This is a genomic window from Clostridium sp. (assembly GCF_016650095.1).
Classification (GTDB): domain Bacteria; phylum Bacillota; class Clostridia; order Clostridiales; family Clostridiaceae; genus Clostridium_AD.
In genome coordinates this window covers 1-4175 of sequence record NZ_JAENWL010000341.1, presented here as the reverse complement: position 1 = coordinate 4175, position 4175 = coordinate 1, and the positions used below count along the sequence as shown (strand labels likewise).

Annotated in this window: 5 protein-coding genes; all 5 read right to left on the bottom strand. The window is 33.7% G+C overall.

The genetic code is table 11. The features are described 5' to 3' along the window. On the bottom strand, positions 1-597 hold a 597-nt coding region (locus JJE11_RS15815), incomplete at its 3' end, for a phosphate ABC transporter ATP-binding protein (protein ID WP_291637343.1). Positions 598-614: 17 nt separating this feature from the next. After that, positions 615-1499 carry a phosphate ABC transporter permease PstA gene (gene pstA / locus JJE11_RS15810; RefSeq protein WP_291637341.1) on the bottom strand — a complete coding sequence of 295 codons (885 nt, stop codon included), beginning with the start codon at positions 1497-1499 and terminating at the stop codon, positions 615-617. Further along, positions 1499-2410: a phosphate ABC transporter permease subunit PstC gene (pstC, locus tag JJE11_RS15805; RefSeq protein ID WP_291637339.1), complete on the bottom strand. Its 912-nt coding sequence runs from the start codon at positions 2408-2410 to the stop codon at positions 1499-1501. The genes pstA and pstC overlap by 1 nt, the downstream gene beginning before the upstream one ends. 68 nt (positions 2411-2478) lie before the next feature. Further along, on the bottom strand, positions 2479-3375 hold the full coding sequence (locus JJE11_RS15800; protein ID WP_291637337.1) for a phosphate ABC transporter substrate-binding protein: 897 nt from the start codon (positions 3373-3375) through the stop codon (positions 2479-2481). A 179-nt stretch (positions 3376-3554) separates the two neighbouring features. After that, positions 3555-4175: ATP-binding protein (locus JJE11_RS15795; protein ID WP_291637336.1), on the bottom strand; the 621-nt coding region annotated here is incomplete at its 5' end.

Genomic DNA, 4175 nt, shown 5'->3' with positions numbered 1-4175 from the left:
TATAACTGTATACTTTTTTTTAAGTACATCCATTAATTCTTCAATCTTTAAAGTTGAAATAGGATCTAATGCAGAAGTCGGCTCATCCATTAGTAAAACCTGAGGTTCTACTGCCAAAGTTCTAGCTATGCATAAACGTTGTTGTTGCCCACCAGATAATCCCAGCGCACTTTTTTTAAGTCTATCTTTTACTTCATTCCAAAGTACAGCTCCCTTTAAACTACTTTCTACAATTTCATCAAGTTGTTTCTTATTAGTTATTCCATGAATTTTTGGACCATATGCTACATTATCGTAAATTGACATTGGGAAAGGATTAGGTTTTTGGAATACCATTCCTACTTTTTTCCTTAAATCAATAACATCATAATTTGGACTGTATATATTTTTATCTTCATATAATACTTCTCCATCTATCTTAACATAATCTATTAAATCATTCATTCTATTAATAGTACGTAAAAATGTTGATTTCCCGCAGCCTGATGGTCCTATAAGCGCAGTAACTGAATTTTTCTGTATATCAATGTTTACATTTTTTAGCGCTTGAACATTTCCATAATGCAGATTTAAATTCTTAGCTATGACTATCCCCATATTGCTTACCTCCCTATTTACTTTCCTGTATGAGATTCATATATTTTTTTCCCAATTATTCTTGCAGATATATTAAATATAAGCACTGCTATTATCAAAACTGCTGAAGCTCCGTTAGCTATTTTAGTAGCATCCGGTACCATACCCTCAGAATTCAGCTTCCATATATATACAGACAAGGTTTCAGCGGGTCTTAATACACTATAAGCTGAGGCCTTACTTGCTAAATCTACATTAGTAAAATCCAAAGTTGGCGCACTCATACCTGCAGTATATAATAATGCTGCCGCTTCTCCAAATATTCTTCCAGCCGCTAATATAACACCTGTTAGAATTTGAGGCATTGCAGAGGGCAATACAACATTTTTAATAGTCTGCCACCTAGTAGCACCGAGTCCCAAACTGGCTTCTTTAACACCAAAAGATGCTGCTTTAATAGCATTTTCACAAACTCTAGTCATACCTGGCAAATTTATTATAGTTATAGCTAATGCTCCAGCAATAAGAGAATATCCCCATTGTGTCATATTAACGAAAACTAAGAGTCCAAATAATCCAACTACTATAGAAGGCAGCGATGCCATAGTTTCAATACTCAATCTAATAATATTTAATAGTTTGCCTTCTTTTGCGTATTCAGCTAAATATATTCCAGCCCCTACCCCTAGTGGTACTGTAATTATAAGTGTTACTACAAGAAGATGTATCGAATTATATAATTGACGACCGATTCCTCCACCAGTTTCAAGAATTTTAGGTTCACCAAATAAAAAATTTAAGTTTAATGATTCTCTTCCATTATATATTATATATCCTATGAGGCTAACTAGCAAAAGAATTACTAAAGCAGAAACTATATACAAAACTATAGTTGCTATTTTATCTTTAAGCTTAGAACTCATTATATCTCACCTCTTTTCCCAATTTTTCTAATTATAAGTATAAATGTAAATGATATTATTAATAACAATAGTGCCATTGACCATAATGCATCGTTCCAAGCAGTCCCGTTGATTGTATTTGCCATATTCATAGTAAGTATGCTTGTTAATGTGGTTGTGGTTGAAAGTAATCCTTTTGGGAAGGTAATTGAGTTTCCTATAACCATTTGCACTGCTAGTGCTTCTCCGAAGGCTCTTGAAACTCCAAGGACTATTCCTGTTAATATTCCACTTTTGGCCGCAGGAATAATTACTTTAATTATAGTTTGCCACCTTGTTGCCCCAAGTCCATACGATGCTTCAATATAATCTTTTGGTATGGTTCTTATAGCATCAGACGAAATACTAGTGATTGTTGGTAAAATCATTACACTTATCACGAGTACTCCCGCAAGTAAACTAAACCCAATTCCTCCGAAAAAAACTTTAATAAGAGGTACTAATACACTTACACCTATCCATCCATAAACAACTGAAGGTATTCCCACAAATAACTCTATAGCAGGTTGAATAACTTTTGTTCCAAGTTTTGGTGAAATTATATTCATAAATACTGCCAGGGCCACCCCTATTGGTGCACTTACTATTACTGCAAGGAAAGACACTGCTGAAGATCCAGCAATAAACATCAAAGTTCCAAATTGAGGAGGTAAAGATTCCCCACTACCCTCTGGCTTCCATGCACCAGAAAATATAAAGTTAACTACTGAGTATCCATGCTTTATAAAAGTACTTAAGCCTTTAATAGTTAGGAACAAAATGATTGCAAAAGTAAGAATGACTATAACTGCACCACAAAATGTTGCAAATCCACGTCCTAAATATTCATTTTTAAGTTTTAACCATATTTTTTTCATATCATTTTTTTTCATATCATTTTACCTCAAAAAGTTATTTTAATGCAAAATAAAGACTGGTTTCAGCCAGCCTTTAGAGAACATTAATCTCTTTTAGCTTTCATATCTGCCATTGGGATATATCCTAATTTTGTTATAGATGATTTCATTTCATCACTTAACATATAATCCAAGTACGCTTTTGTTAATTCTGTAGATTCACCCTTAGTGTACATGTGTTCATATGACCAAATTTTGTATTCATCTGTACTTATGTTTTCTGCATTTGCTTCAACACCATCAATCTTTAATACATTTAGACCTTCTTTATTAGCTGCATCAGCAAAATATGATAATGCTAAGTAGCTTACAGCACCTTCTGTTTGCATAACTGCTTGTTTAACAGCTCCACTTGAATCTTGAGTTAAGCCAGTCGCTTCTTGATTACCATCCAACCCAAATTCTTTAAATGTTGCTCTAGTTCCTGAAGATGCGGGTCTATTTATAATAGTAATTGCTATGTCAGCTCCGCCAACTTCTTTCCAGTTTTTTATCTTGCCTGTGAATATATCTATTAACTGAGCCTTTGTTACTGATTCTACTTTAGCTTTTGGGTTTGTTACCGCCGCAAATCCTATAACACATACCTTATTATCTTTTAATGTAGTTGCATCAATTCCTTCTTTATCTTGTGCATATATATCAGAATTTCCTACTTCTACACTACCTTCTGACACCAATTTAAGTCCAGTACCGCTTCCGCCACCTTGAACATTTACAGATGCTCCTGGGTTTTTATCAGCGAACATACTAGCACCGAGTTCTGCTAAAGGCTGAAGTGCAGATGACCCTGCTGCAGTTATTGAACCTGATAATTCAGTTTTTGTAGTTTCAGGAGCTGTTTTATCAGCTTCAGGTTTATTTGAACAACCCGTGAACATTGCTGCTGTCATTGCAACTGCTAATGCAGCCACCATTAATTTTAAATTATTTCGTTTCATCGATAATTCCCCCATTCGTTTATTTGGATCGCTTTGCTAACTACTCATTACTCTTATTATAATATACCCCGAACGTTAACTTTATATTATGCCAATGTTAACTCTAGACCTACTAATGTTAATTAAACTTTACAATGAATAAAAATAAAACTATCGCCTTTACGACGATAACTTTATTTTTATTCATTGTATGGAATTTCAACTATAAATTTACTACCTATTCCGAGTTCACTTTCTACATATATTTCTCCATTAAATTCAAGTACTATATGCTTAACAATAGCTAGGCCGAGGCCTGTGCCACCTTTTGACCTAGAGCGAGCCTTATCCACTCTGTAGAATCTCTCAAAAATACGTGGAATTTGTTGTTTAGCTATTCCAACTCCAGTGTCCTTAACCCATATAATATATTTATCAGCTGTGTTCTCAGTTCCAATGCAAACACTATCTCCAGTTTCTGAGTAGTTTATTGCATTATCTACTAGGTTAATTAACATTTGTTTAAATATATCAGCATCACCTATAAATGTTTTTATGTCCTGCTGCTGAATTGATAAGTGGATTCCTTTTGCATCTGCTGTGTTTTTCATTAAATTGTATACAGCTTCTACGATATTATTGACGTTAATTTTTTCTTTTTTAAGTTCCTTTTGTTGCTCTATATTTGAAAGTGTTAAGATATCTGTGATTAACCTAGTTAATCTTTCAGCTTCTTCATTTATTATATTTAAAAACTTTTCCTTCGTCTCTGCATCATCAACATATTTTAAGGTTTCTGCAAACCCCTTAATAGAAGTTAG